Here is a 24,743-nt window from a genome sequence, read left to right on the forward strand (position 1 = left end):
GGTTGTGGTCTTTTTTGTGGGTTAAAGTGTGGGCGATTGTGTGGGCTGTGTGTTTTGAGTTGTGGGTGATTATGTGAGTCATTGTGTGGGCTGTATGCACGGCATTTTTTTGTTCTTCTAAAACACAGGCACGATACCGATTGTACACAAGACCGTTCCGGTCATGTTACAATCGTGTGCCAAAGGGGGACGCCCCTTTGAAACCCCGAACGATGCAGCCGTTCTTATGCGGTTCTACGAACCTTGAGGACATATGAAGAAAAAAACCAACAAAAACGTTCATGTAACATTCAGACTTACCGAAGAAGAATATGCTCCGTTCGATAGGGCTATAAAAGAGCTTAATATTAGTAAGTCTGAATTTTTCAGGCTGCTTACTATTGGTAAAATAAACACATATGCATCTGATAAACGTAACATACCAGAATACAAACGTTGTCTTTCTCAGTTGAGTTGGGCAGGAAACAACATAAATCAAATAGCGCACCGATTAAATTCAGATCATTTAAAAGGTATTATATCAGAATCGCTTTATAAAAAGGTTTTAAATGGACTAATCGGTATTCGTGATCGCCTTCAGGAGATAGCTAAATGATTGTCAGATACGGTGGTGGTAATGATGGTATCGTTGATTATCTGATAAATGGTCGCAAAGCAGAACGCCAGTACACGCGTGATGAACTTGATCATCGTGTTGTTCTTGATGGTGATTTACAGACTACAGATAAGATTATTGATTCTATTGAAAACAAAAGTCAGGAACGTTATTTGCACATTACTCTGTCTTTTCATGAAAGTCATGTGTCGAATGAAGTGTTAAAGGCTGTTGTTGATGATTATAAAAAATTATTGATGAATGCTTATCATCCTGATGAATACTCTTTTTATGCGGAAGCTCATTTGCCTAAAATTCGTCATATCCAGGATAATAGCACTGGTGAACTTGTTGAAAGAAAACCACATATTCATATTGTAATTCCTAAAGTAAATTTGATTACTGAAAAGTTCCTGAATCCAGTGGGAGATGTTACCAAAGGGCATACAATTGAACAGCTTGATGCTATACAGGAATTTATTAATAATAAATATAATCTTGATAGCCCTAAAGACTATCCGCGTAAAGATGCGGATTACGGAAAAATTATAAGTAGAGTTAAGGGGGATCTTTACAAAGAGCATCACTCTGAATTGAAAGGTGAGTTGCTTTCGCGTATAGAGAACGAGAAAATTGAAAATTACTCTGTATTCAAAGATATTGTTGCAGAGTATGGTGAACTTCGTATAAGAAATGCTGGTAAAACCAATGAGTATCTGGCTGTAAAATTGCCTGGAGATAAAAAATACATAAACTTAAAAAGTCCTCTTTTTCGTCAGAATTACATTGAGACAAGGACATTAACACTTGAGAAACCAACACACAAAGAGATAGAAAAGAGACTTAATACCTGGTTAAATAAAACAAGCCAAGAGATTAAGCATATTTTTAACCAGGCGGAGAAAACAAGGGAACTTTACAAGACATTAAGCCCTTCACAACAAATTGATTTCCTGCAAGAGAGGATAAAAGAATATGACTCAAGAGAAAAACTTAACGAAAGAAATTCTCAGCAAACGTCAGGACGAGCGGGAGGTTACAAGTCGTGTCCTAAAAAGTTTGCCAGAATCCGTCAATCTGAAGCAACAGTCGGATTGTCACGTATGCCCCAACGCGGTATGGTTTACGGAATCAATGGATTCACAAGACCCGACTCTGTCAGTGTATTGTCAGATATTTCGCAGCGTGATCTGGCAGAGCAATTATCGCAAAGAGAACATCCTGGTCAGGATGTGCGACGGGATTATGATAGACAATTCACAGAGTCAGGAATAAAAAGTCTTGAACGCTCTTCTTTTTTGTGTGAAACGATGTTTCAGACTCTGAATGAGGCGGCAGAGAAAAACGAAATTGCAACGATGGCAGAAATTCGCAGAAATATTGATCCTGTCAGGTTTCTGTCTTCTGCCGCCGAGCGTTTTAATATTATTCCAGCGCAGCATAAAATCAGAACAGCAAAGGACGGTTCCCCCCGGTTTTCTGTGGGGAATCGTAATATGAACGCATCTGATTTTCTGACAAAGCATATTAATCTTGCCTGGAAAGATGCGAAATCCTTTCTGCTTGAAGTTTATTCACAGCAGTTAGAAAACACGCCATATACGCGCTATCCAACCTACAGACGCCTTACGCATCATGAAGCCCGTGAGCGTCTTAACTCACTGAATTTATCGGAAAAAACATTACGAAATACTATCAGGTTTGAGCGTGGCAAGCTGTATAATGATCTGCGAGAGATGAGACGCGAGTTGAAGTTAATACCACGTGAACAGCGTGATATTGCCGTGGGTGTGATTGTTTACAAAAAACTAACCACACTTGAGCGTCTTTCTGAACTCGACACAGAGGGGCGACACATAATTCGTCAATATCATGCTGACTGGCATAAGGATAAAGATGAAATGAAAGCCCTTGAACGTCTCAAAAGCTATCTCAACTTCGATGAAATCAACGCCATTTCTGCTGACGAACCCGAACTTTCGCTTCAGAAAGCGGTGGATTCCCAGCGCCGCTTAGAAGAGGCGAAAAAGGTTAACTCCAAACTAAAAGATCTTGTGATGGATAAGCAGGATTCCAGGATTGTTTATCGCGATCAGGAATCGGAAAAGCCTGTCTTTACCGACAAAGGGAACTTTGTCGTTGCGGGTAAAAATCCTTCAAAAGAAGAGATCGGAATAATGCTTGAGTATTCCAGGGAAAAGTTTGGTGGTGTACTCAAACTTACCGGCTCTGAAGATTTCAAAAAAATGTGCGCTGAAGTTGCCGCAGAGCAGGACATGAAGATTATTTTACGCCCGGAGCAGTATCAACAGATGATGCTGGAATTAAAAGCAGAACTTCAGGGTAATAAGTTTGAGCAGGTGGAAACACAGGAAAATAGCCAGGAGTCCGAATCCAGAATAGAGAAAGGTGATGCATTGAAGGAACAGGCCACCGAACAGGAACAGGCTACAGAGCAGGCACAGGCTACAGAGCAGGCACAGGCTACAGAACAGGCACAGGCTACAGAGCAGGCACAGGCTACAGAGCAGGCACAGGCTACAGAACAGGCACAGGCTACAGAGCAGGCACAGGCTACAGAGCAGGAACAGGCCACCGAACAGGAACAGGTCACCGAACAGGAACAGGCTACCGAACAGGAACAGGCTACCGAACAGGCACAGGCCACAGAGCAGGCACAGGCCACAGAGCAAGCACAGGTCGCAGCGCAGGCCACATCTTCATATGATCCTGGTGTTATTACCAGGGCAAACACCCTGGATTCACAGATGCTTAGTAAAGGCACAAATGGTGAATTTGGCTATTTGAAATCTCTGGATAGCGATGAAAATGAGATTTGGGAAGTGCTGGGACATGTACCTGGAGACAGCGATGATATTTTTGACGTTGCCAGTTTTGATAATGAAAACGACGCAAAAGAATTTTGCAAAATTGTGAATGAGTTAGGTATTGACAGAACACAGGCTCTGATTCAGGAGCAGCTTACTACTCAACACGATCAGGCTACTGCGCAGGTGCATAATAAACAGGAAATTTATTGTATAAACTTTAGTCGCTTCCATGATTTGAATGAAGGTATCGTCTTTCATTCTAAAGATGCGGCTATTCAGTGTTATGAGGAAAGCAAATCTTCTGCAATAGAAAAATATGAAAGCAATTATTTAAATGGTGATGGTTTTGATACTGTTGTGCTTATGTCTAAAACTGTCTCAACCGATGAATTATCCTCTTATCCAGAGGGGGCATTAGTAACGTTTGATAGGCCATTTGAAATAATTGCCAATTCATATGAAGAATACCGTACTCCAGTGTATGCGGTTTCTTTTTCGAAGGATGAGTTTAGTGAAGATATTAAGACTTTTGAGTCATTGCACGACGCATCTGAATATAAAAATAAGATGCTTCAGGAGCACGGGCTTAACCAGGATGATATCTTAATCACACCTGTAACAAGAGAAGAAATCGCCTTTAAAGGAATTAAGGACGCTGTTAATGACGCTAATATGGCAGTGATGGAACAGGCGGGGGATTCGTCCAGAGAATCACCAGAAGAGATACTCGCCAGTATTTCAGCTAACGAGCATATGATCTCCGGGCTTGAAAACTTCCTGGTTAAAGACCGTTCTCAGTTCAGTTCCTGCAATGGGGATATCGTTGTGGAGGCGGAAATTACCAGGGGGGAAGGTGGTCTTTATCACCTTGCGGTCGCTGGTAAGCATGGCTTAGAGCGTGGTGATGCAGTTGCCAGAGTGGATGTTACGGAGCAGCAATTTGCCGCGATCACTGGAAAAACACCTTCTGAAGTTTTAACGGGGGACCAAACATCGGCTCGTGTTCCGGTAATTACAGGTATCCATTTCAGTACAAGGGCTATTGAAAATGTGAATAAACTGGAACAACAGAAGGATTATGTCTATTTCTCAACACATGAAGGCCTGAATGCTGAAATAAAAGATTTCAGCTCTCTCAAGGATGCTATTGAGTGGGGCCGGGTTGAATGCGAGCTACATGATCTCAATAAGCGCGATACTGTCATTTATCGCGTCGAGTCTGAACATATTTCTCAGGGGATTGACGCTGTAATGAAAAATGCTGAACGCGTGGAGCGTCATGAAATTGAGAAAGCACAGGGACGGGATTGCACGCCGGAAGACGGCAAGATTCTTGAGGCAATTGATCGCTTTGAGGACAAGTTCAGAGGGGAAGGACTGAAGTTCGAAAGGGAGAAGGCCGAATCCGATTTGCTTAATCACGGATTCACTCGTGAAATGGCAGAAGATGCTCTTGGAAAACAATTTGTCCAGGCCAGAGAAGAACATCTGGAATTGCAGCAACAGCGTGACAATTCACAGGACATGCACTAATTAAGAAAAAAGCCCGGTTTTCGGGCTTTTTAAGATACAAATTATAAATACTCTCAAGTGTATATTCAGTATGGGATTGCGCAATGATTGCCTAATAAAATTTCTGAAATATTTCTGTATCGCATAATTTTTTATATCAGATAAATTGTACTGGATTTCTTAAAAAATTGCAGTAAAATTGCCGCAATTATCCCACCGTTTATTTTTTGAGTAGTTTCTCATGATGCAGCATACTTCTGTGTGGTACCGACGCTCGGTCAGTCCGTTTGTTCTTGTGGCGAGTGTTGCCGTTTTCTTGACCGCGACCGCCAATCTTACCTTTTTTGATAAAATCAGCCAAACCTATCCCATCGCGGACAATCTCGGCTTTGTGCTGACGATCGCTGTCGTGCTCTTTGGCGCGATGCTACTGATCACCACGCTGTTATCATCGTATCGCTATGTGCTAAAGCCTGTGTTGATTTTGCTATTAATCATGGGCGCGGTGACCAGTTATTTTACTGACACTTATGGCACGGTCTATGATACGACCATGCTCCAAAATGCCCTACAGACCGACCAAGCCGAGACCAAGGATCTATTAAACGCAGCGTTTATCATGCGTATCATTGGTTTGGGTGTGCTACCAAGTTTGCTTGTGGCTTTTGTTAAGGTGGATTATCCGACTTGGGGCAAGGGTTTGATGCGCCGATTGGGCTTGATCGTGGCAAGTCTTGCGCTGATTTTACTGCCTGTGGTGGCGTTCAGCAGTCATTATGCCAGTTTCTTTCGCGTGCATAAGCCGCTGCGTAGCTATGTCAATCCGATCATGCCAATCTACTCGGTGGGTAAGCTTGCCAGTATTGAGTATAAAAAAGCCAGTGCGCCAAAAGATACCATTTATCACGCCAAAGACGCGGTACAAGCAACCAAGCCTGATATGCGTAAGCCACGCCTAGTGGTGTTCGTCGTCGGTGAGACGGCACGCGCCGATCATGTCAGCTTCAATGGCTATGAGCGCGATACTTTCCCACAGCTTGCCAAGATCGATGGCGTGACCAATTTTAGCAATGTCACATCGTGCGGCACATCGACGGCGTATTCTGTGCCGTGTATGTTCAGCTATCTGGGCGCGGATGAGTATGATGTCGATACCGCCAAATACCAAGAAAATGTGCTGGATACGCTGGATCGCTTGGGCGTAAGTATCTTGTGGCGTGATAATAATTCGGACTCAAAAGGCGTGATGGATAAGCTGCCAAAAGCGCAATTTGCCGATTATAAATCCGCGACCAACAACGCCATCTGCAACACCAATCCTTATAACGAATGCCGCGATGTCGGTATGCTCGTTGGCTTAGATGACTTTGTCGCTGCCAATAACGGCAAAGATATGCTGATCATGCTGCACCAAATGGGCAATCACGGGCCTGCGTATTTTAAGCGATATGATGAAAAGTTTGCCAAATTCACGCCAGTGTGTGAAGGTAATGAGCTTGCCAAGTGCGAACATCAGTCCTTGATCAATGCTTATGACAATGCCTTGCTTGCCACCGATGATTTCATCGCTCAAAGTATCCAGTGGCTGCAGACGCACAGCAATGCCTATGATGTCTCAATGCTGTATGTCAGCGATCATGGCGAAAGTCTGGGTGAGAACGGTGTCTATCTACATGGTATGCCAAATGCCTTTGCACCAAAAGAACAGCGCAGTGTGCCTGCATTTTTCTGGACGGATAAGCAAACTGGCATCACGCCAATGGCAACCGATACCGTCCTGACCCATGACGCGATCACGCCGACATTATTAAAGCTGTTTGATGTCACCGCGGACAAAGTCAAAGACCGCACCGCATTCATCCGCTGATTTCTCCCTGTATTTTTTCCAAACCCACCGCACACTCCATTCGTATTATGGGCGGTGGGGTGGGGTTTGTTATGCCGTATTTATCAAATAAACGCCTACTTGCTGAGATGAGTATCGCTCTTGTCATGGCGATCGTTGCCACGCTGACCCTTGAGCACAGTCAGATTGATCTGATGGTCGCTGATTGGTTTTATCTGGGTATGGGGCATTGGATGGTTGCCAAGCAAGCTTTTTTGCCAGATTTGCTACTGTATTCTGGACTAAAAAAGCTGCTGATGGCGATGCTGATCTACTTGCTGGTTGCGACCATTTGCCGTGCTTATCATGAGAAAAAGGGCAATGCTATCACTGCCAAGTGGCTTGTCCCAGTGACAAAATTTCGCGTGCGTGAGCTTGCGTATCTGGTGCTGACTTTGATCCTAGTGCCGACAGTTGTCGCGTCATTGAAGGCATATACTCATGTGGTCTGCCCTGTGCATTTGACGATTTTTGATGGTACGCTGCCGTATTTGCCGATGCTTGATAGTATGCGTAACACCATTCCTGATAAGTGCTTTCCTGCGGCGCATGCCAGTAGCGGATTTGCGCTGTTTGCCTTTGCGTTTGCGCCAAGTTTGCGCCGCCGTCGTGGTGCGATCATCATCGTGGTGATGGCATTGGGCTGGGCGATGGGCTGCTATAAGATGATTATTGGCGATCATTTTTTGAGCCATACGGTGGTGTCGATGATGCTTGCGTGGGCGATGTCGGCAGGGCTTGCGTGGGTGTTTTTTAAGAAGGGTGAACAATTCAAGGAAAAAAAATCAACCCCAAACAGAAATAACAGCTACAAAAATGGACAGTAATAATGCAATAAAAGTAATGTTGAGCCATATGTTGGACGAGTCTTTTAAGACTAATGAGGCTGTTAATGCCATTGTAATGAAACTAATGATAATAATGGCTGCAAATAAATATTGTACAATGTTTTTTATTGTACTTGGTTGCTCCCCAATTCTTTCTCTGTAATTTGCATCAACATTAGATATCCATTGAAGTAATAGAGCAATAAAACAGCCTACTCCGCAAACGGTGAATTGCACAGACGTCGGGTTTGAATCAAACAACGAGATCGCTAAGTTATATAAGTATACCGCGCCTGAAATCACCCCGACAACTAAAATAGAGATGAGTATAATCCGAAGAACTAATGTATTGCTTTCCTTTAAGGAATATATTAAAGCCGCTTTTTCGTATTCTTTCATGATTTAATCCAGTCTATAAGTATAAGAACCAACAAAACTGTCCAGGATTCATTTTCTGTGAGCATATGAAATCCCATCCAGAGTGATGATACTGGCAGAAACACGCCCACAGCCGGAATTATTAGTCTGGCGGAGAATATCCTTATCAGGAGTATCAATAGTGATAAGAACAGAAAAAGAGTGATCATGTGGAAAAACATTCACATCACCTATAACACTATTAAGATAGCCTGCCAGATATCCATTTCAGACAGGCTATATACAGGGTTCAATTCATTCTATGAAAGGTGTATAGGGATTGCTGATGTTTGTGTCGATCAAAAATCTAATATTAATAGATGAGAACTAATATACATATTTCCAGACGGATGGGGGGATTTTATCGTAGAGTTTATTCATTGTGAGTTCTGCAAGCCTGTGATCGGCGGCGGCATTAAACGACTCAAGCTCAGAAGGAGGGAGGCTGTTTTGGTTTTTTTCAATAATCTTTTCAAGTGTGTCGAGTGTTGAGCAACGTCTTAACTGAAAGAGCCAGTCTTGTTTTGTTTTCATTGTACAATTCCTGAAGAACATCCTTGTCCTATAGTAGCTACAACGATGTTTGATTTCTACTGCTGGATTTATTTCTTACTTTTTTGTGTAAACTCAAATCCCAGTTTCCCGGTTGCTTTGTCAACCAGTTTTACTTTTGCTGAAAATTCTTTGTTTGTTTTTTGACTAATGAAACCTTTCAATTCACTTGTAACTCCTTTTGTTATTAACGTTTCAATTTGTTTATCGGTTAATGATTTGCCGCAGAAATCTTTCCATATCTTAAATTCACATCCTGTACAGGAATAGCTTTTTGGCCTGATAACAATCTGTTTACCACAGGAAGGACAAGGAGAGGACAGGCGTTGTGACTGACCAGACGGCGCGCTGGGGGAAACTTTTATTTCAGCACTGTTCGCATTACTGATCATCGGTATCAGATCATTGTACAGTTCGTCAACGAACTGTTCGATGGTCATTTCTCCGTTTTCAATGAGTGTCTGTTTTTCCGCCCATAATGCCGTCATATCTGGATTAACAGCTATATCCGGCAGAGCATCAATAAGCGCATACCCGGTATCTGTCGGAATAAGTTTTCCTTTTTCCAGGGTGATATAGTTCCGTTTTTTCAGTGTTTCCAATATGGAAGCCCGCGTAGCTGGCGTACCAATACCGCCATGTTCGTCTTTTTTATCCCGATCTTTATCCTTCAGTAACTTTTTAATCACTGGATCAGTGACAAAATCTGCGACACGAACAAGCGCGGCAAGTAAAGTGGCTTCGGTGAATAATGGCGGTGGCGTTGTTTTCTTCTCATTCACAACCACTTCTTTTGTCGTCACTGTTTCTCCTGTGCGAATTTTACAGAGCAGATCAAAAGCGGAATCATCATTTTCGGCTTCTGATTCCTCATCCCCGGTATTTTCCTCACCAAGAAACGCTTCAAATCCGCTGTCTGTTGTTTTCCTGGCACGGGCATAAAACGACTCATCACCACACTGAATGGCAACGGATACTTCCTGGTATGTTTTTTCAGGCATGAACTGAACAAGATAGTGTTGTGCGATTGCCAGGTAAACATTGCGCTCGTCACTGCTCAGCGCGTTTACATCCGGTACGTTAACGGTCGGGATTATCGCCGTATGCGCAGTCACTTTCGCACTGTTAAACGCCTTGCTTTTACGTGTCGAATCAACGTCCAGTGGCTGATCGAATACTGACTTCAGGGCATCGAGAACCTGTGGTGCTTCGCTGAATTGTTCATCAGAAAGATATGAGCAATCTGAACGGTTGTAAGTAATTGCTTTGTATTTTTCACGTAGCTGCTGTGTGATATCCAGCGTTTGTTGTGCCGTCATTTTGAACTTCTTGTTCATGTACTGCTGAAGCCGGACCAGGTTAAAGGGCAATGGCGCAGCCGTTTTTTTATCGTCTGTTGCTGCTGCTTCAACTGTCGCTGGTTTTCCTGCAAGGGAAGCCGCTGCTCCATTCGCCCACGCCTTATCAAGTAATTTACGGTCTGTCAGTGGTGCGAACTCACCAGGTTTCCAGTTCGCCCTGATAACATCAACGCCGCGTTGAAAATGCCCGGTCATGGTGTAGTAGAAACTGGATTTATGATTCTTGTTGGCACGGGTGCGATTTACTATCAGGCCAAGAATAGGCGTCTGAACACGCCCGACCGAAAGTGTCCCTTTATAGCCTTTAGCCCGTGCCGGGATCGTATAAGCACGCGTCATGGATAAACCGTATATCGCGTCGGCTACAGAACGCGCCAGAGCCTTGAGATAGAGTCCTCTGAAGTCACGGTTATTTTTGGGATTTGCCAGTGCCTTTTTCACTGCCGGAAGGGTGTTGTCGTTGATCAGAACGCGCTTAACGGGTTTTGTGTTGCCTGCATATTCCAGGACCTCATCGACAAGTAGCTGTCCTTCGTCATCTGGATCGCCAGCATGAATAATTTCGGTCACATCGGCACGCCTGATAAGCTCAATAATCGTTTTAACTTGTTTTGCGGCGCTTTCTACTGGCTGGTATTTTACGGGATAAAGACGCAAAGGGAGTGTTTCAATCTTCCACTCTTTGTATTCAGGATTATAGTTTTCGGGGGGCTGTGATTCGATAATATGACCAAAACAGTTAGTCACAATAGTATTATCACTTTCAAACCAGCCATCATGACGGGTAAAATTGCCACCAAGCGCCTTAACAATATCATTCGCTACTGCGGGTTTTTCTGCGATAAAAAGTTTCATTTTGTTATCCTTTACATTGAATTAATCTTTTGGCACAACGGATAGCACGTTCTTCTGATACTGCCTGTTGCCAGTTATCTTCACTTACTGGATGTCTGAATCTGCGTTCACAGCCATTAAAAGCAAAAATCCCCTCACGGTTAAGTATATTAGTTGCAATATCCTGGTCTTTAATTCTCAAAAAGGCTGTTACGGCAAAACCAGAATACGAAGAAATTTTTGAAATGATGCATTCATCAGCTTTTATTAACGCGGCAAAAGGAACTATCTTTTGATGACCACACGAAATCAGAGGGAGTGTGTGAATATCATAATAAGCTATTGAATGACAATCCATGCGGGTATCATCAATAGCTGCCAGCCAGAATCCTGTCTGGTCTTTTATTTTTCTGCTAATATCTGAATCTGAAACACCAGGATTTAATAAATATCCACCATAACAGACATGGAAGGGGTGAGCAGATTCATCAATATCAGGAAGTTCTTTTACCGGATTTTCTTTCCAGTCCTTCAGAACACCGAATTCAAGAGCATCCAGCAAAAACTTTCGTTCAAATCCATCAAGCAATGCATATTGCATGTTAAACCTCTCAAAGAAGCTCTGATTTGTTGACCTCATGGTGAACCAGTTCACCATTGCGTAAGACAAACAGGTAAGAAAACTTTCTTTCCTTATCTTTCAGTCAGTTTTTGTATTCAGAAAGAATAAACACCCAGTCATCGGTGCTGTAATGAGATGCGATGACTCATTATCTTTTTAGTGATGAGTTGATTATTTTTAAAATATGCCTGCCTTTAATTAGCATGTTTCTGGAAACAGCCTGATTACGAATACCTCTCATCTGGTCAAACTGATAGGTTAAATCATGTTCTTTTCGTGAAAGTCCAAGAGTGGCTCTTTCATTATCCATCAGGACTGAAATTGCAATATATTCTCCAGATGCACACCAGTCTGCATAACTGGCAACGCAATGTTCCATCTCCTGACCTTCCTGACACAGAGCATCAAATGTAATTAATTCATTTACACCGTTATCAACTTTCTGCCAGTTTATCCCAGTTCCTTTCCATTTTGGGATTACGGGAATAACGTTATTCTTCACTTGTCGCGTCCATTCATCAGATAGTCTCCAGAAAGAAGGCCACTCCTGGTTTTTATGAATTAACCGTTCTTCTGCTAACAACCAGTCAATTGCATGACACAACTGATTCGTTTCCATTTCCCAGCGTGATGTTTGCCTGGATTCAGTATTACGGTCATAAAAGCCAATGTTTTTAAATAAATCACGATGATATTCTAGCCATTTTGAGCATATACGATAAATATCATTTTCTTTTTCTGAGTAAGCTCGAATGCTAATATAATCGATAATCCAGTAAATTGCTCTCACAGGATAGTTCTTGATAAGTGGATGGCGTAATAATCTGACTGTAAATCTGAATGATGCATTATCATGTTTATCATTTAAAGCATATACTAATGACAAACTAACATGTCGTAAACTTCTGAACTCACCATAACTAAGTTTGCAGGGAAAACTGATTTTTTCATATAACTCTTTTGTCTTTCCAGATAGTATAAACTGACCATTTTTATGTTGTTGTCTTAGACGACCAACCATAGGCCACAATCCGAAAAAATCCATATCATTCACAATATGGATTCGCTTTGAAAAATCCAGATAGTCCTCAAATAATGCCTGACGAATTGAATTGTAAGCTATCGAACAATGTGAAGCTCTGGCATATTGTGCAAATATCTTTTTATCTACCATTATCCATATAGCTTTACTCAATGCTTTTGAAGCATTAAATTCATTATCCACCCCTATAATTTTTAATGCTCTCTGATAAATTTTGTTTTTTATCTCTGCGAGTAAAATATGTCTGCTGATATATCGTGTATTATAGGGGTAGTTGAACGATGCTATTTTACCAAGGCAATGAACAATGTCATGTATTCCATACTCATATGAGTAATATACATTGGATGGATATAGTGTGGAAATATAACGACTCTCACTGTTTTCCTCTTCCTCTCCAATGCGTAACAAATAGAGTTTGTCTTCAATTGAATATCCAGCCTCAATCAATGATTTGATGATGTAGCTAATCGCATATTTTAACCAGTCGTCCATGTCGTATGCAGATTTTTTAGACCAGAATAAAAAAATCTTACCAGGAAATGAATTTCTTCTGGTCCATACCCCAGTGTGCTTATCTCTTAGCTTGTATCCCCACAAAGTGATTTTGTTATTCTTTTTGTTTTTTCTAATACGAAAAACGCCACAAATGATAATGGAGATGTACTTTTCATTCTCCTCTGTTTTTACAAGACGAAGCCCCCCTGTATTTTGATAGATTTTAAAAACATCATGCAACGTAAGAATATTATTGTCCCTTGTCTGTTGATTAATTACATACATGCCGCCCCCTGTTAAAAAGAAGCCTTTAATATTGCACAAAGATAAAAAGACAGAATCATGGCAAACCAAAAGAAGAATGCATTTTCTTGCCCCCTTAATTTCTGATACGCCATTCCCACGGTGGAACCGGATTTGCATCGGCCCACAAACCACGTTTTTGTTCCTGCGCTTCCCGTTGCAGAGCCGGTAATGACTCATCCACGTTGTAACGTTCATATACCCATGCAGCGCCAGACTGAACCATAAAGCGGCTGGCATCCGTGCCGTTCGTCGTGAACACATGACCGATAATGCGTCCGTAGCGGTCTTTATGTGAATAAGAGACTGTCACCTGTTTACCTGCAACCAGAGTTTTAAGCTGACTAGTTGACCAGCGTCCAAAAGGTTGTTTCTTTTCAGGGGCATCGATGTTTATCAATCGGACTCGGATCGGAACTTCATACACAACAATTTTTGCGGGTAGTGTTTTAATTTCTATGGTGTCGCCATCGAGAACGCGAATAACTTTCCCCTGAAGAATTTTCTGGTTAAATGTATAAGGTATTCCACCTGCATTTGCAGACTGAAAAGCGGTAAGCAGATAAATAAATATTGTTAATAAGATTTTCATAAAAGATTAACGTTAATTTGTCTGTGCAATGGATAGAGCGTTATTCTTATTTTCTTCCTGCCGCTTCATCGAAAAATGATGATTTTCCTACTGCTGCGGCATCATACTGAAATGAATATCCAAAATCATCGTCATGCTCAAAACCTGTATTTTCTCCATTTTTTAGTCTGGAAAGAATAATCTCAAGTTGACTGATTATATCTTCCCTTTCACTATGACGAGTGCCTTGTAAGAGAATAGTTACTTGTTGCAAAGGATATGCATGTTCAATCCATGCCTGGCTAGGTCCAGAGTGCGTTGTATATAAATTTTTTTGTGCCGAAATATTATTCAGAAAACAGTTTAAGTCATCATTGGAATAAATTTCTTTAATATTGTTGATGTTGGATGTTAGTTTTCCAAGTTGGAATGGTGGAGAATTTTTGTCTTCATTGTTGTCTCCTTTATCGTATTCTGGAAACACAATTAACAAAGGTGCACCATTAGTTCTCTTCATAAAACGGGTTACTAGCCGCCCAATATATTTATTGGACATATGCTGTTCAATGTCCAGGACAGCATATTCCTCCGCTGGGAATATTTTGTTTTTTTCGATGGATTTAATTTTTCTGGTAAGATGAATGTTTCTGATAAGCAAACCTACTATCAGGAAGTAAATAAATATCCAGAATAAAAAATCACTCTGTAGTTGTTCTATCATAAGTGAATCCTCTAATTTGTTAATGGACAAATCATTACCCGTTCATCAATGTTTGTAGGAAGTTCGCCAGGAGTAGGGACGCGTTCTCCTCGCTGGGCGGCTTGTGCCAGTGTTCGTAGCAGCAACACGCTGGCATGAAATATGGCCTGTTCTTTTGTGGCTGCGCTTGTTTCCAGGTCGAAATCACTCAGAGTCACAACGACTTGCCCGTTTCTGTTCTCGACCGTTGCCGGGTAGGGAACAAAATAGGGAGCGATTTTGCTGGTTTGCTTGCGTCGGGCATCGAGTTTACTGACAAGTTGATAAGCCCGAAGGTGTGTGTATCGTTTCAACATGTTCAGGGAGCGATGGCCTGAAATAGCGGCAACCTCAATGACGTTCAATGTACCAAGTTCGAAAAATCGGCTGATAGCCTCATGACGGAGGTCATGAAAATGCAAGTTTTCTATCTTCAGTTCCTGAAGTGCTGTTCGCCAGGCACTTTTGAATCCCGAAGAGGTATAAGAAAAAATATTACCGTTAAGCTGTGTCGGCAGCATTTGCAGGTAATTACGGGCTTTCCTGGATAGCGGAACATCGCGTGGAGCACCGTTTTTGGTTGTTGGAAGATGAGCTACCCCATGTTGCAGATCGACGTGTTCCCAACGCAATGACAAGATTTCACCTTGTCGCATTGCTGTTTCCAGCGCCAGATGAAAAATGACGTAAAGAGCCTGATTTTTTTCTTTGAAATACCGCGAAAGTCGGCGTTCTTCTCCTGAAGTCAGGCGACGATCGCGCCCGCTACTGATTTTGGGTTTTCTGACCAGTTCGACAGGATTCATGCGGCATGTTCCCCATTCCACACGGGCGATATTGAATAATGATGACAACAGGGCAAGTTCAAGACGGACGGTGTTTCCGGTTATTTGACGCCCCGTTCGTGGGTTAATTTGCGCCAACCGTTGATCCCGATAATTGGCAATATCAACAGTGGTAATGTCATCCATATAGCGTTCAGCAATAGGGTGACGTTTAATCACATTTACGCGATAAAACTCCTGTAGATGGCCTTTTTTGTGGATGGATACTGTCTTCAGGTATTTGTCCAGCGCCCGGCTGATTGTCATTTTGCGAATTTTGATTTTCTGAAACATATCCCCTCCAGACAAAAAAGGGGGGAAGGTAGAGATTCTTGCTTCGAAATGCAATATCACCGTGCCAATCCGGTGTGTGGAGAACTTCCGGTTCCTCTAACGGTAGTTACAGTAATCTTGGATCACACCGAGGATCATTTACTGGTCGCAATACGGGAAGTGGTACGCTGTTTGTTTACGCCTCTGGAGGGAATGGTGGTTCCGCCGGGGGAGATTGTGCTAACACATCCAGATTGCAGGGATACGTTGCAGGGGCATTGATTAGCACAAATGCGAGTAATAACCCATCTTATGGGAAGACAGCATTCATCTCTTTTGCTGTCCCTGCTGGCGCAACTTATCAGATCACCTCTTATCCGGCCCAAAACTACTCTTGTGGCTCAGGGGTATTTTCAGTATTTGGATACCAAACTTAATTGAGAGTTACACAGGACGCAATACAACCTGTCTTGTGCTCGTATTTGTACCATTTTCGTGAACCAGATGGACTCTCGACTACCTGGCAGTAATGAGAATCCTCAGCATTTCCCATTCTGGCAATGGCACAAAAGTCAAATTGCCCCAAGTAACCAGTGCTGGAAAGTTGAGTAACCTTGAGCTTTCCACCTAATGCCCTCCACACACCGGATTGGCACTGGCCTCCGTGCCAATCCGGTCGGTGGTCTGGTGGCAATAAAGTGAACTACTCCGCCTGTAAGTGGTATCAATCATCTGTAGCAATGAATCACTTCATTGGCGGGAAAAGTGGAGGATCTATCTACTACAAACCCATTCAATGCCCGACCGGATTTATCATGACAGGTACACGCATGTATGGCATTGGTGATGGCGTTGATGAGGAACACGTTGATGCTTATTGTTGCCCCTTCGGTTAAATCCCAGCACCAGGAAGATTCAGGCATGTAACAGTAATTGTGCCGCCGGACTCATAATTTCCCCACGCATAATTATTCACATACCAAACCTTGTTTTGGTCGGAGTATACCTGCTGAAACCCACCAAAAGGCGCACCATTAAGGTATGTCCACGAACAGTACGCATGTACGCCAATGCTCAGATTTCGGGTGTTTTTCCCGATATTGTACGTACTGGTAGTGAAGTTCACTTTTGCCGTTGTCCAGATACCGGATTGGCACGGAGGCCAGTGCCAATCCGGTACGTGGAGAAGGGCATCAGGTAGCACTGTTCTGACAGGAAAAATAGCAAATGGACAACAGATCCCATTGCCATCTGGTTTTTCTGCCAGCCAGTGTACCTGGAGTGTCAGTAATGCAGAAAATCCGCACGGGTGGAAGCCGAATTATTTTGCGGGGTCAGTTGCAACCTATGATGCCAATCGAATTGTGAAATGCGGCTTCTATGACGAATACAACTTTTATGGCGGTACTCACCGAACTGACCTGTCGGGGAAATGTAGTTACATCGTGGTTTGCCAGTGATAAGTATCGTCACTGGCAAATGGCGTAAACTGTAATTGAACCATTTTGATCTTCGGTCGTGTCGCAACTGGCAGTCCATGCATTGTTGCCTGAAGGCATGGAACGTGTGAGCCATATAAATCCGGTATTTGATCTGCATTGACCGCCTCCACCAATGACTTTCTTGCCAGATGGACATGTTGCCGTTGCTCCAGGCCAACGCCACGCAGTAGCTGAAGCGGTAACAATTTGGCTATCACCTGCGCCAATTTTTTTCCACGTACCGGATTGGCACGAAAGTATCGCCCCTGTACTGTCGCGGCCTACAAGCCCGTTAGGGGAGCAGGAAGCGCCAGCCGTTGCTGTTTTTTCAAGCTGTAAATACTCGCCTGTATAGAGGCGTCCATCAGCGCGTACAGTTCCACCTTTTACCTGGCCGCCAGTATAAATCCCTTTATTATTCACGCTGCGCAACCAGGACGAATCGGACATATACCAGCCGCCACCATAGGTACTGTTCATCCAGCCTTTGCTGTTTTTTGTGACCAGCCAGCCATTATTCGAAGTGATATCGCCGTTGGTTGTGGCTGTATTTCCTGAAATTGCGCCAGAGAACGTACCGTTACGTGCGCTGATATCGCCGGAGAGCGCGGCGGCGTTGCCGTTTAAAGTGCCGACGTTGTTCAGATTGTTGCTGTTCATATCAATCGCCGTATGCATCCTGTTAAGGTCGGGACGATTGGTTATGGAGTAACGATATAAACGGTCGCTTTCCTGCAAATCAGCGCCAACAAGTGCCATTGCAATATGCCCGGTCGCGCAGTTCAGCCCGTAATTTGAAGGCGTGTCAGACCAGCCGCCACCCGCGCCAATCGCCTGCTTGCTGCTGTTGATGTAGCCGCCAAGCCCTTCAATCATGCTTGCTACCGAGCGCATTCCGGCTTCTGACAGGGACTGACCGCCATTACTACAGGTCAGGGCTTCCAGACGGGATGTTTTGCTGTTCTTTGCAATACCGGTAATGTAGCTTTGTCCAAAATTGGATTCAGAAAAACCAGATTTCAGATAGCCTTTCTGAATGAGTGTTGCTGGCGTGATTGTTTTGGGTAAAGAGCCAGCAAGTAGTGTTGATGCATTGTCAGCAACATAATTACGAACAGCGGTGTTATAGGTATTTGCGTGTTCTGCTGCATTCTGCCAGCGAACATTATTCAGATGGTTTTCAATGTTTTCATAAACTTTAGGGATAACCATCACCATTATGCCGATGACAAGCAATACCTCAAGGAGAGATACACCTTTATCTGTCTTTTTCATTGCTCTTAATCCTCAGAATAATATTCCCGGTACGAGTGAGTAAACAAACATTCCGCCACAAAGAAATGGGCCAAATGGGATATATTTTTTTTGCTTGTTTAATCCGCCAAGAGTGAAGAAAATAATTCCGCCGATAACGGCAATAAATACAATTGAACAGGCAATCTCAGGCGTTGGAAACCATACGCCAGTTCCTGCAATAAGTAGCACATCTCCCATGCCGAAACTTTCCGTTCCGTTTTTATATGCAAAGTAAAGTCTTACAAACAGCATAATGAAGAACATCAGTATTGCACAAAACAAACCAGACAATATATTGTTATTCCATGTCTGATATAACAGGCCGGAGAAGATAAATGTCACGGTATAAAGGCGTGGTAGTAGAAATGAAAGAAGGTCTATACAGGCCATTAATGTAAGGAAAGCATAGAAAATAATCACTATTATAGATTGAATCAGTGATAGCTGATTTAATGAAAGATACATAACGGCAAGCGTTGTCAGTATCAGGCAGTAATATTTCTCTGCTCCGGTTTTATAAGATACATTAAGTTTATTTAAACGGAATTTAACTTCATTGTAGGCGTAGCATTGACAGACGATATTTGCACAGCAAAGTATCGCCGTATTAAATATGCTGTTTAGCATAAGTTACCTTACCATGTATTTATTGTAGACATAGCGTGCGTATTTGATTCTTTTCTGTTCGTTACTTTCTTTGAAACCAGCGTTATAACTGCCAAGACAACTCCAGTTTATGCCGCATTTCTGAAAATGTGTTGCCAGAATCCACGCGCCAATCTGTATATTGAGACAGGGGTTATCAATAAGCTCTGATTTGTCTTTTATTACGCCAAGTTTTTTCAGGTTAGGGATGTGTGATGAATTAATTTGCATTAGTCCGTAATCGGTGCTTAATATTTTTCCTTTTTCTTTGTTGTGATTTATCCGGTCTGGTATGAGTGAACTTTCTACAGTGGCAATGCTTTTCAGAAGCAGGGGGTCAATCAGGTAACGTTGCCCGGCTTGTGCAAAGCAGGCATCAAATCGGGTCGTTGTCGCTGAATATGCGGGTTGCAATGAAAAGATTAATGATGAAATACATGATAGCAGGATATAAAGAACAGAACGCACAATACTCCTCCTTAAACATGGAAAAAATAAGCGCCCGAAGGCGCTTATCCGATGCACATGAAAAATCAGGAATCAGTGCTGAAGGTCAGCGTATTGCTGTCAGATGCGCAAACAGTTGCTGCACTGACGGTTGATGTGGAAGTGTTGTTAATTTTGGAGATTGCGCTGGAAGAACGCAGGGCGTTTACCATTGCCATGCAGTTTTTCTGTGGGACATTGGCCTCTACAACATTGAAGGAGTATTTATCCGAAGAGGTGGTGATTGTAACGGAGCCGCCCCACGGGTTTTTCGCGCTTGCGCCAGTTGTATCTGCGATCATATCGGATGGCAGTAATCCTTGCGCGTAGAGAGTCTTAATATAGTTACTGTCAGTATAACGCCCCTGGAATTTCAGTGATTTCATGTTGGCAATCACTGTCAGGACATTGTTTTGTTCATTGGATGATTGAATGTTGGATTGCACCATTGAATAGAGTTTATATGCACTTGCTGCAAGTACAACAATAACACCAACAACCAATAACACTTCCATCAGTGTTGCCCCTTTGTCCTGTTCTTTTTTACGGCGTGCAGAAAGAGAAGAAAAAACAGAACGCATATTTAAAATATTAATAGAAGACATAATAAATAATTCCTTATTTATTGAGAGGTTAAAAATATTAGGGATTAGTGTTGCAGGACGTTACTGACATCGTAGAGAGCAGTAATCATCATTACAATAAATGCGAAAACAATTAATGCGGATACTACAGTTATCCAGACTCCTGTTGATTTGACTTTTCCTTTTGCTTCCTCCAGCCATTTATCAGCATAGTTAGACATCATCAATGCATTGTCAGCATTTTCAGAATGAAGTAATAGTTTGTTAATGCATAATTTCGATGGGAAGTCATAACCGCAACTTTTCATTGCCATTGCAAGTGACTGTCCAAGTAAAACATATCTCCTGATTTCTTTTATTCGTTCGAGTAGCCATCTGTTTTGAGTGCTGTTTTTCTCCAGCCTTTCCAGTGCTTTTGCAACGGGAATATCAATACTTAACATGGAGGCCATGTTGAAGAGAAAACTTACACCATTAAATGTTTTATAAAGTGACCAGGGGGGAATGTAATCAAGATACTGACGGCCCGGTCCTGTATAACGCGCAAGCGAATATCTGATCAGGAAAAACAGTACGATGCAGAAGCAGAGAATATACGTTCCGTTTTCTATCAGGAAACCAGACGTATCTGTCAGTAATCGCATAGAACTTGTCCAGCGTTCTTTCGGTGCGAGAGAAAGGAAAACAGGTGTTATGGTATCGTGGACCATATACATGTTTGCCAGACAACCAAAAACCAGTACGGATGGATAAATCATCGACATAACAAGAGTCATTGTCATTTCAGAACGACTTCTGACAATTTTTATGGCCTGAACTAACCCTCCCGCAAGGTCGCCGCGAATTTCACCGCTGGATATTAATTGATATTCATCCTCCTTTATATATTTTTTTAATGCTGAAGATATTGCCCCTGTGTTATTCAGTGCATTAAGGCACTCACAACAAATATAGTAGGTTGCAGAAGACCCCGTTTTCTTCCCGTAGTCTGTTTCTACATCAATCAGGTGTGTAAGAGCACGCTTTACATTTATGCCATCATTTAACATTCCAGATAAATCTTCATATAAACTTATTCTGGAATACCTGAATGTGTATTTTGCCAGCCAGTGGGATATTCCAGAGAAATCAATTTCTATCGAATTGAGTTTCTCAAATATATCTTTTATCGCCATGTCCCCTCCGGGAGCATTGAGTATTTATCTTCGTCAATGGGGGATATGAAGTGTGCGGACAGCGGATCTACCAGGCCATGATTAATCAGGTGTAATAAGTGCTGATTACGGGTAATTCCTCCAAGTTCATAGTGCCAGTATGATTTTGCTTCCAGACGCCCGGACTGACGATATAACTGAAAAAAACGTGCGTCGGGTGAGACGACTTCTGCTATAACCGTTCTTCCCGTTACGCCTTTATAACAGTGCTCGCAACCGTCAAGATTGCGCAACCGGACCTGTTCCGGCAGGCAATTTTCCTCAATGAGTTTCCGTTCTTCTGTACTCAGTTTGTCTGCCATTTCAGCATAAGTGCGCTTACAGTAAGGACAGAGTTTTTGTACCAGCCGTTGACTCAGCAGACCGATAAACAGAAGAGGATCTGCAATTAGCCTGGCCTGAATATTCTCCATTTCAAGGCGCTCAATAATATTCAGGGCATCGTTGGCGTGTAAGGTCGTCAACAGAAGGTGGCCTGTCATCGAGGCTTTGATTGCTGCTAATGCCGATGCGTGATCACGAATTTCGCCGTTCAGTATCGCGTCTGGATCAAGTCGCATAGCGGATTTAATCGCGTCAACCCAGCCATCGACGGAATCCCTGACTGCCGTCTGTATTGCGCCGGGAATGCGGCCCTCCGGCGGTGATTCAATGGTGAAAAGGCGTTTTCGGGGGAGACGCATATTATCGTTATGGTTGAAACCAAACGTGCTCAGATAGGCTTCTGAAGCCGTTCTCAGAGTCGTTGACTTACCGGACCCTGTAGGGCCGGATAAAACGATAATTCCTTCCGGGCGTTGTAACATTCGCCTGATTGTCTGGATTTGTTGTGGCATGTAGCCAAGTTCTTCGAAAGTGGGAATATCCTCGCTGTCATCTTTAATCAGGCGGAAGACCGCGTACACACCACCCACGCACGGATAATGCGAATAGCGCGCCCCAAAAAGATTTACAGGCTTCAGAAAATTCTCTGCGATACGTGCATCCTGCGGTATTGCCGGGTCAAACTGCGTACCTTTGATAACATCGCTCATTCCAGAATAGGCAGCACCCAGCAATTCCAGCCCTTCTTTACGCGGGATGACATCCAGAATTTCCAGTTCCCCATGCACGCGTGCTTCGACATAAGTGAACTCGGAACCGTCCCGACCAGGTGTGATGTGCAAATCGGAACTTCCCAGGTTGTTTGCTTTCGCCAGGTAGCTAATGACCTTTTCCTGGTTGCTGTTTAAGTGTTGTGATGAGTTTGAATCAGACCTTCTTTCGCTGTCCTGGTAGCGGGATGCGATAACATCAAGAGTGGTCCAGGTTATATTTACCTTTCCGGGATATTTAACATTCAGAGTGCCAATATAAGCCTGAACAGCACGCTGTCCTTTACTGTTATCAGCGATATAAACATGAACAGGTTTATCGTCTTTTTCAGATATACTGACGTATACAACATCAGAAATATCTTTTCCGGGATAGTCTGCGTCAGAAAAAAACATTATGTGTCGTCTCTTTCAATAGCATTAAAGAATAAGCTGGCGTTTCTCTGTACCATTCTGAATCCAGACGCCATTACCGGTGATTGATGCCACCTTATAAGAAGTACCAGGAATACTTTGCCCGACCTTGACATCAGTTACTGACCCGTCCAGGAGAGAAATTCGTGCTGACATTTGTTGTGGTGTACCAAATATTTCAATAACACGAAGTGATTTAGCGGCTACACGTTGCGCTGGTATATCGGTATCTGCAAGAGAAGAATACCCGGAAGAGGGCGTTATTGCTGGCGTTGCGGACGCTACACCATTCAAATCAAGATTACGCAATTCACTGACAGCCTTCTGACGCGCCAGCTTTGCTTCGTAAATTACCGTTTCAGCCTGAATCTGCTCTACCTGTAAAATGGTCGGAGATGAATATTTTATTTCGTCTTTTGGCGTGCTTTCAGATTCTGTTGCGTAAGCAAGTGAACTGAAAAAACAGACAGAAATAATCGTTGGTTTAATTATTTTTAACATAGAATGCACCTTTAATCTCATAATTCAGTCTTCCTTCTTCCAGTTTTATTCCTGCATACTGGAAGCGAACGGCAGGTTCATGAAAGTTAGCGAAAAGTATTGAAGGCGGGGTGCTGGTCTGAATCATTAATTCATACTCGTTCCACGGGAGAATTATTGGACGGCCTTCTTCATCTGTTTTTGTGTTTTCAATTTCCTGCCAGGTGAGTTTTAACCTCATTTTTTGTGCAAATGTTGTCAGGCGTTCCTGAATATCTGTTGCCTGTGGCAATGTGTCCGGGGTAATTGGATCAGGTGAAACGTCAAAACTGACAGGAAGAGAAAATCCCCCGGCGCTGCCTTCTGGCAATACAAAAGTTGCTGTGGTTGTCCCCTGGAATATTTCTCGTATCCGTGTGCTGAAGTCCTCGACCGTAACGCCGCTCAGTTCCTTATATGATGTGCGTAACAGCCCGTCATTACCGGATGTGCTGCATTCAGCAAGGTCAAAACGCCATCCGGCGATCGATAAGGGCAGTGCATCCCATTTATCAATGCATTTATCAATAAATGGTTTTATTTCAGGTAAATGTTGCCACGGTGGGGCAATCTGTATTGCCTGTTTGTCTGCCATTTCTTTTGCCAGACGAAGACGTGCAGCTTCTGCCGCAGCTTCTTTTTCCCGGTATTCCTGGTACATGGTGATCCCGTTCCAGAGCAGTATGGCCAGAATGGCACTTCCGCCATAAATCATGAACTGACGTTTTCGGGATACGCGAGTAAACGCCGCCTCTTTCGGCGGTTTTTTTACGTCAATCAACGCAGACAGAGTGAGTGAGGGGAGTGCCTGGCTGATATCCCATGATTCAGGCTGGTATAGTTTCCAGCCGGGTTCTGGTGTTTCATTAAACTCAAGAAATGTTGTCAGAGCACTCATGATCTGACTTTTGTTACCTACAACATCGTTGACGAGAACGTTATTGACGCAGGAAACAAAGCCATAAAGATCACCGAGTTCGCAGATAGCGTATCCGTCAGGTTCGATGAGGGGTTTTATCATCAGTGCCAGTGACCAGAATGAGGACGCCCCTGTGGGAAGATCCTCTTTTCTGATAAATGCCACCATCGTTTTGGTTTCATTTTCTGAATCCTGATACTGACAGGAGAGAAAATATTCAGCGTCGTTTTTTCTTGCGAATGTACGCGCATTCTTTTCTTCTGAAGGAAGCGTTTTCCAGTCCAGACCGGAGAAAAAAGCACGCTTGTTTTTAATAACCGAAGTGAAATTCCGGTTATTCTGATTATTCTCAGACAAAGTGACCTCCAAAAAAACTCCCTGTGTTTTTTCAGGGAGTTTTCAGTT

General features: G+C 43.0%; 21 protein-coding genes and 1 pseudogene. 5 read left to right on the top strand and 17 right to left on the bottom strand.

Going from position 1 to position 24,743, the window contains the following annotated elements; genetic code table 11:
* The first annotated feature begins 253 nt into the window (after positions 1-253).
* From ACJHX3_RS21710 to ACJHX3_RS21725, 4 genes are all read left to right on the top strand, one after another.
* Positions 254-595, top strand: a complete 342-nt coding sequence (locus ACJHX3_RS21710) for a plasmid mobilization protein (RefSeq protein WP_000730722.1) — start codon at positions 254-256, stop codon at positions 593-595.
* Positions 592-4,959: an LPD7 domain-containing protein gene (locus ACJHX3_RS21715; RefSeq protein ID WP_410236208.1), complete on the top strand. Its 4,368-nt coding sequence runs from the start codon at positions 592-594 to the stop codon at positions 4,957-4,959. Before ACJHX3_RS21710 ends, ACJHX3_RS21715 begins: the two co-directional genes overlap by 4 nt.
* A gap of 220 nt (positions 4,960-5,179) precedes the next feature.
* Positions 5,180-6,805: a phosphoethanolamine--lipid A transferase MCR-1.1 gene (locus tag ACJHX3_RS21720; protein WP_049589868.1), complete on the top strand. Its 1,626-nt coding sequence runs from the start codon at positions 5,180-5,182 to the stop codon at positions 6,803-6,805.
* Between the two features lie 71 nt (positions 6,806-6,876).
* Positions 6,877-7,650 (top strand): PAP2 family protein, encoded by a 774-nt coding sequence (locus ACJHX3_RS21725; RefSeq protein WP_052234578.1) that lies wholly within the window; start codon positions 6,877-6,879, stop codon positions 7,648-7,650.
* On the opposite strand, the gene ACJHX3_RS21730 is transcribed toward ACJHX3_RS21725, so the two are convergent.
* From ACJHX3_RS21730 to ACJHX3_RS21770, 9 genes and pseudogenes are all read right to left on the bottom strand, one after another.
* Positions 7,609-8,049 (bottom strand): hypothetical protein, encoded by a 441-nt coding sequence (locus ACJHX3_RS21730; protein ID WP_000666084.1) that lies wholly within the window; start codon positions 8,047-8,049, stop codon positions 7,609-7,611. The two genes, ACJHX3_RS21725 and ACJHX3_RS21730, sit on opposite strands and share 42 nt — an antisense overlap.
* A gap of 345 nt (positions 8,050-8,394) precedes the next feature.
* The gene (gene hha, locus ACJHX3_RS21735; RefSeq protein WP_000850854.1) at positions 8,395-8,601 is read right to left on the bottom strand and encodes a hemolysin expression modulator Hha; all 207 of its coding nucleotides are present in this window, start codon (positions 8,599-8,601) and stop codon (positions 8,395-8,397) included.
* 68 nt (positions 8,602-8,669) lie between these two features.
* Positions 8,670-10,835 carry a type IA DNA topoisomerase gene (locus ACJHX3_RS21740; protein WP_063078686.1) on the bottom strand — a complete coding sequence of 722 codons (2,166 nt, stop codon included), beginning with the start codon at positions 10,833-10,835 and terminating at the stop codon, positions 8,670-8,672.
* A gap of 4 nt (positions 10,836-10,839) precedes the next feature.
* Positions 10,840-11,415, bottom strand: coding sequence for a hypothetical protein (locus ACJHX3_RS21745; protein ID WP_001303470.1), 576 nt, complete (start codon positions 11,413-11,415; stop codon positions 10,840-10,842).
* Positions 11,416-11,584: 169 nt separating this feature from the next.
* Entirely contained in the window at positions 11,585-13,261 is a 1,677-nt protein-coding gene (locus ACJHX3_RS21750; RefSeq protein ID WP_000289347.1) for a PcfJ domain-containing protein, read from the bottom strand.
* Between the two features lie 94 nt (positions 13,262-13,355).
* Positions 13,356-13,871 carry a thermonuclease family protein gene (locus ACJHX3_RS21755; protein ID WP_000698398.1) on the bottom strand — a complete coding sequence of 172 codons (516 nt, stop codon included), beginning with the start codon at positions 13,869-13,871 and terminating at the stop codon, positions 13,356-13,358.
* A 46-nt stretch (positions 13,872-13,917) separates the two neighbouring features.
* Positions 13,918-14,571, bottom strand: coding sequence for a hypothetical protein (locus ACJHX3_RS21760; RefSeq protein WP_170852113.1), 654 nt, complete (start codon positions 14,569-14,571; stop codon positions 13,918-13,920).
* A gap of 11 nt (positions 14,572-14,582) precedes the next feature.
* Positions 14,583-15,707 carry a site-specific integrase gene (locus tag ACJHX3_RS21765; protein WP_000486716.1) on the bottom strand — a complete coding sequence of 375 codons (1,125 nt, stop codon included), beginning with the start codon at positions 15,705-15,707 and terminating at the stop codon, positions 14,583-14,585.
* 412 nt (positions 15,708-16,119) lie between these two features.
* A pseudogene (locus ACJHX3_RS21770) lies at positions 16,120-16,341 on the bottom strand (shufflon system plasmid conjugative transfer pilus tip adhesin PilV); the annotation flags it as partial.
* A gap of 43 nt (positions 16,342-16,384) precedes the next feature.
* Between ACJHX3_RS21770 and ACJHX3_RS21775 the strand changes: the two are divergent.
* Positions 16,385-16,582 carry a hypothetical protein gene (locus tag ACJHX3_RS21775; protein ID WP_001356717.1) on the top strand — a complete coding sequence of 66 codons (198 nt, stop codon included), beginning with the start codon at positions 16,385-16,387 and terminating at the stop codon, positions 16,580-16,582.
* A 573-nt stretch (positions 16,583-17,155) separates the two neighbouring features.
* Here the strand turns inward: ACJHX3_RS21775 and pilV are convergent.
* From pilV to pilO2, 8 genes are all read right to left on the bottom strand, one after another.
* A complete protein-coding gene (gene pilV / locus ACJHX3_RS21780; RefSeq protein WP_015057162.1) occupies positions 17,156-18,442 on the bottom strand; it encodes a shufflon system plasmid conjugative transfer pilus tip adhesin PilV in 1,287 nt (428 codons plus the stop codon).
* A 12-nt stretch (positions 18,443-18,454) separates the two neighbouring features.
* Positions 18,455-19,090: an A24 family peptidase gene (locus ACJHX3_RS21785; RefSeq protein WP_000934977.1), complete on the bottom strand. Its 636-nt coding sequence runs from the start codon at positions 19,088-19,090 to the stop codon at positions 18,455-18,457.
* A 3-nt stretch (positions 19,091-19,093) separates the two neighbouring features.
* Positions 19,094-19,576, bottom strand: a complete 483-nt coding sequence (locus ACJHX3_RS21790; RefSeq protein ID WP_001258095.1) for a lytic transglycosylase domain-containing protein — start codon at positions 19,574-19,576, stop codon at positions 19,094-19,096.
* Positions 19,577-19,641: 65 nt separating this feature from the next.
* The gene (locus ACJHX3_RS21795) at positions 19,642-20,199 is read right to left on the bottom strand and encodes a type 4 pilus major pilin (RefSeq protein WP_000095048.1); all 558 of its coding nucleotides are present in this window, start codon (positions 20,197-20,199) and stop codon (positions 19,642-19,644) included.
* Positions 20,200-20,243: 44 nt separating this feature from the next.
* The gene (locus ACJHX3_RS21800) at positions 20,244-21,353 is read right to left on the bottom strand and encodes a type II secretion system F family protein (RefSeq protein ID WP_000974903.1); all 1,110 of its coding nucleotides are present in this window, start codon (positions 21,351-21,353) and stop codon (positions 20,244-20,246) included.
* On the bottom strand, positions 21,344-22,882 hold the full coding sequence (locus ACJHX3_RS21805; protein WP_000466225.1) for a GspE/PulE family protein: 1,539 nt from the start codon (positions 22,880-22,882) through the stop codon (positions 21,344-21,346). Before ACJHX3_RS21805 ends, ACJHX3_RS21800 begins: the two co-directional genes overlap by 10 nt.
* Positions 22,883-22,906: 24 nt before the next feature.
* Entirely contained in the window at positions 22,907-23,401 is a 495-nt protein-coding gene (gene pilP, locus ACJHX3_RS21810) for a type IV pilus biogenesis protein PilP (RefSeq protein ID WP_000912553.1), read from the bottom strand.
* Positions 23,385-24,707 (bottom strand): type 4b pilus protein PilO2, encoded by a 1,323-nt coding sequence (gene pilO2, locus ACJHX3_RS21815; RefSeq protein WP_000454142.1) that lies wholly within the window; start codon positions 24,705-24,707, stop codon positions 23,385-23,387. Before pilO2 ends, pilP begins: the two co-directional genes overlap by 17 nt.
* Between the last annotated feature and the right edge of the window lie 36 nt (positions 24,708-24,743).

Source organism: Escherichia sp. WS1265 (assembly GCF_046487585.1).
Lineage (GTDB): Bacteria > Pseudomonadota > Gammaproteobacteria > Enterobacterales > Enterobacteriaceae > Escherichia > Escherichia coli.